The organism is Marinobacter goseongensis (assembly GCF_023156235.1).
GTDB classification, from domain to species: domain Bacteria; phylum Pseudomonadota; class Gammaproteobacteria; order Pseudomonadales; family Oleiphilaceae; genus Marinobacter; species Marinobacter goseongensis.
On the sequence record NZ_JAKZAI010000056.1, the window covers coordinates 1 to 4492 of the forward strand.

Here is a 4492-nt window from a genome sequence, read left to right on the forward strand (position 1 = left end):
ACTCTGAATCCGGGAGCTCCATATCCTCGGGTACGCTCCAACACCGATTCGCCAATCTCGGCGCTCACGACCTGTCCGATAGGTGGATGCATCTCGGTATGAAGTTTCTGCGTGACGCCGGTTGTCTGACATCCGGTAAGGAAAACGCTTACAATGGCCGCAATACAGCCCAACCAATACGGTGATTTCATTAGGTACTGCCTTTTTTATGTGATTTTTGGCTCAGTCTTTGAGCTCTTCATTGGCACTTTGAGCCTCGACAAGCGAGCTTTGCCAGTCGCCGTATGACTTCCTGCTGCTCTCTTCGATCCAGACAATACGGCCATTTGCCGAGCGTCCTGATACCACTGCTGCAGCAGCGCTGGGACTCGAGAACGACTGGTCTTGTGTGAAACGCACCGCGCCAGAGGCGTCCGGCACCAGCACACCATCTGCCGTCAACTGATCATACAAGGGGCGATAACTAGTGTAGCTACTGCCGCTCACCCACTTATCTCGCGCCTGGCTTCCCTCAAGCACCACAAACTCACCATCGACTTCGCGGGCGGTGGCACGAATGCCGTATTTAGGCAGCTCCATGTAAAAGTTCGGAGCCGCACCCTCAGAACCTGGCTCCCCCTGGATCTGCGCTGCAATTTTCTGCCGATCACGGAGAAAGTCGAAGCCCAACACGGGCAATATGATGCGGACTTGTTCAATAAAGAACGCCATATCGGCCTGATCGGACTCTGGCAGCACGGTGTAATCGTGAGCAGTGCCGTTGACCAAGCCACAACGTCCAGATTGCTTGGCAATGGCGATGAGCTGACTTTCCAGGTACTTCACATGGGCTTTGGTGAGGTTCTGGTCTTTGCTGGTGATCAGGCACACTCGCTCCCAGAAATCCTTTCCGCCTTGGGGTTCAGGTCGGTTGTGTTGCTTCAGGCGCTTGGCAACATCGTCTGATTCGCCGATGTAGACCAAAGGACGCATAGCATTGTCAGGGTCAGGTCCCACTAGGAAATACACGCCAGTCCGGCCGCACTCGGGACGTTGCACCAACTCGGTTAGTTTGGTTCGAGGACCGGTCAACGCATGGCCCGTCCAGTTCATGATCTCGGCAGTCAAAAGACCGTTCGGAGTGCCATCAACAAGGAACAGACGGATGCCGCGTCCGTGGCTCATGCGGTAGCCTCCATGCCGGCTTTGCGTACCTCTTCATCAAAGGCGCTTTCGTCTTGCGGTGGCTGCCAATTACGGACGTCGATTTTTCCTGTGACGGCGGCGGAGATGAGAGCAGTCCGGCGCTCTTTAAGCAGTTTGTTCCCTTTTTCAGCTTCCTCGATAAGAGATTTGAACTCCGTCGTCACTTTATCGACATGCTCGGCCAGTTGGATTTGCTCTTCCAATGGGGGCAAAGCCACCTTCATTTGGCTTAAGTGAGTTGGACCAAAGTGTTGGATTGTCGATCCAGCTTTGAAGAGGTCTATTTGCACGGCAAACTGTTGTGAACCAACTATTGCCCGGACAAAGTCTCTATGACTTATCTTTGCAATTGGCGTGAGACGAATGAGCCCAGTGTATGGTACAGCCCCTACTGTCGCATTATCGACCTCACAGACAGTGCCCATACTCGCACTTGCACTAATCAGAAGGTCCCCATGATTTAGTTGAAAATGCTTCCATCGTTTTTTTACCTTTTTGGGGTCCAAATAATTGCAACCTTTTAAAGAGGCCCAGCGACCTTGGACTCCAGACACTCTTAGCAGCGGGACTCCCTCGTCACGAAAGTCAGACGCCATGATTCCTGGCCCCTCTTGGTAAGAAATGGCATAACCAAAAGGTACCACCCTCCAATGCGCCGGCACCTCCTCAAGCCACTCAACCCCAGAGTCCTTCATTGGCACATCCGGATCCAGCCCCTTGGTCACCGCATGGGAAATCACCGCCTGGCGCTTTTCCTGAAGCAATTCTATCAGGCGCTCCTGCTCGCGGATCAGGGCGTCGATTTTGGCGGTTTCGTGGTCTAGGAAGCGGGCGATTTGGGTTTGTTCATTAAGATTCGGTGCGGGAACTTTCAGGCTTGTGATTGTCTCTCGGTTAATATTTGGCTGGCCACCGCCGCTAGAAAAGAGCGAAACAATTTGCTCACGGTGAACCAAAAGCCAGTAAAAGGTAAATCGGACATCCAGCGACATAGGCTCAGACAAAACGCAGCATGCTTGGTTCGTTGTGGCAGGAACTCCTAGCACCCCGAGCCTACCAATGGTGGCCCCATACATCGCAATGACCAGAGAGCCTCTGGGGTGGACCTGAAGAGCTGGAAAAGCTTTCAACGCTTCTCCAACTAGGTTCTTTTTGGTGCTCACAACGATCTTTTCTCGAAGCTCCCCCGTTGTAACCCATGGAATCTCACCTTGGGAGAACCATTTTTCGTCAGATGTTGGGGGAGTTGTGCCACTCCCAAACCCACCAAAGGAATGACCTATCTTCCATACTTGCCATCCAACTGGGACTTCACCGATCCAGGCAATACCAGAATCCTTGTATTCGCGATACCTTGGAAAACTCACGCCGACAGCTCCTCGATCATCTGCTTGATCTGGTCGGTACATTGCTTCAGGTCAGCATCGATCTCTTCAAGCGGGCGCGGCGGCGTGAACTCATAGAAGTGCCGGTTGAACGGAATCTCAAAGCCCACGATGCCCACTTCGCCATCCTTTTCGTCCCGCTTCGACTCATCAATCCAGGCGTCAGGGACATGTGGCTTCACTTCACGTTCGAAGTAGTCGTACACGGACTCTGAGAGGGGCACGTTCTCATAGTCCCGAAGGCCGGTATCGGCTTCTGGATTGCCCTTGCTGTCCGTGCAGATATCCGCCTCTGGGTCGCGCTCACTCAAGGCATTCAGCAACGACTTCAGTTGCGGCGCACCCAAGTACACCTGATGATCGGTGAGCGAAGCCTTCAGGGCCTTCTGGAACTGCTTGCGATTCCGGTAGACCGTCTTGGCATCCATGGCACGACAGGCCGCGAGGATCTTGTCCTGGTCTTCCGGATCCATTTTTTGGATGGCTTTTTCGTCTGCAATCCGCTCAATGCGCTCTTCCGAGGTTTGAAAGTTCAGCTGCAGCGGACGTTCAACCGTGATGCGTCTGTAACCGAAGGCTTCGATGGGGAAGATCTTGCTCTTCTTGGTTTCCTGGAAGTCCCCATACATTCTCACGATCTCGTCCTGATCGGACTCACTCACAAACTGGCGCTTACTACCAAGGGACTTACGCATCTTGGTTGCCCGGTCAGTAGCATCGATCAGTTGGATCTTGCCTTTGCGTTCAGCCGGCTTTTTGTTGGAGAGCACCCACACATAGGTGGAGATTCCGGTGTTGTAGAACATATCCGTGGGCAGCGCCACAATGGCCTCGACCATGTCGTTCTGCAGCAGATAGCGCCGGATTTCGGATTCGCCACTGCCAGCACCACCCGTAAACAGCGGGCTACCATTAAGAATGATGCCGATCCGGGAACCGCCTTCACGGGCATCCCGCATTTTGCTGACCAGGTGCATCAGGAACAGCAGGGAGCCATCAGACACACGAGGAAGCCCAGGCCCGAAACGGCCATCGAAACCCCGATGTTTGTGCTCATCAGTGACCTGCTTCTGCACCTTTTTCCATTCCACGCCAAACGGCGGGTTACTGAGCATCAGGTCAAACTTATTAGTAGCCAGCTGATCATCCGACAGAGTGTTGCCTAGCTTGATGTTGCTGACTTCCTGTCCTTTGATCAGCATGTCGGCCTTACAGATCGCGTAGGACTCAGGGTTCAATTCCTGACCGTGAAGCGAGACGGTGACACCCTCGCTGATCTGCTGAATGTACTCGTCGCCTTCGGACAAGAATCCGCCCGTTCCTGCTGTAGGGTCGTAGATGGTCACAATGCTGTTGGGCGTTAGCCGGCTCTCCTGTCCGGTCAGGACAAGGGAAGTGGTCAGATGCACGATATCCCGTGGCGTGAAGTGTTCCCCGGCCGTTTCATTAGAGCTCTCCGCAAATTTCCGGATCAACTCCTCAAAGATGATCCCCATACCGAAATTGCTGATGGTTGCCGGGCTCAGGTCAATGCTGGCAAACCGCTGCACCACCTGGTAGAGCAAGTTGTTGGCACTGAGTTGTTGTACGAAGTCTTCGAAATGGAAATGCTCGAAAATCTCCCGGGCATCCTGGCTGAACGACTGAACATAGCTCATCAGGTCGTCAGCGGTTTGGCTGTCAGACAGGGTAGCCAGGCTTAACGGAGAAGCATTGAAGAACTGCTGGCCAGCGGCTCGAAGCAAGAGTTTCTCGCGAACCGCATCCGGCTTGGCCTGATGTTCTTGGGCTGCTGACAATACCTGAGCTTTGGTTGGCTCCAATACGCACTCCAGGCGGCGCAGTAGGGTAAACGGCAGAATCACGCGCCCATACTGGCTCTGCTTGAAATCACCGCGCAGAAGGTCGGCAACCGACCAGAT

Annotated in this window: 4 protein-coding genes; all 4 read right to left on the reverse strand. The window is 53.7% G+C overall.

The window, feature by feature from the left end; genetic code table 11:
- A partial coding sequence (locus tag MLC70_RS18140; RefSeq protein WP_248185891.1) for a hypothetical protein occupies positions 1-191 on the reverse strand: 191 nt, incomplete at its 3' end.
- 31 nt (positions 192-222) lie between these two features.
- Positions 223-1164, reverse strand: coding sequence for a GIY-YIG nuclease family protein (locus MLC70_RS18145; RefSeq protein WP_248185894.1), 942 nt, complete (start codon positions 1162-1164; stop codon positions 223-225).
- Positions 1161-2552 (reverse strand): restriction endonuclease subunit S, encoded by a 1392-nt coding sequence (locus MLC70_RS18150; protein ID WP_248185896.1) that lies wholly within the window; start codon positions 2550-2552, stop codon positions 1161-1163. Before MLC70_RS18150 ends, MLC70_RS18145 begins: the two co-directional genes overlap by 4 nt.
- Positions 2549-4492 (reverse strand): type I restriction-modification system subunit M (locus MLC70_RS18155; protein WP_248185900.1); only part of this gene is annotated, 1944 nt, incomplete at its 5' end. The genes MLC70_RS18150 and MLC70_RS18155, both read right to left, overlap by 4 nt.

Excerpts from the sequence above, each read along its gene's own strand:
- MLC70_RS18145 (WP_248185894.1), bottom strand. The coding sequence starts at position 1,164 with ATGAGCCACGGACGCGGCATCCGTCTGTTCCTTGTTGATGGCACTCCG.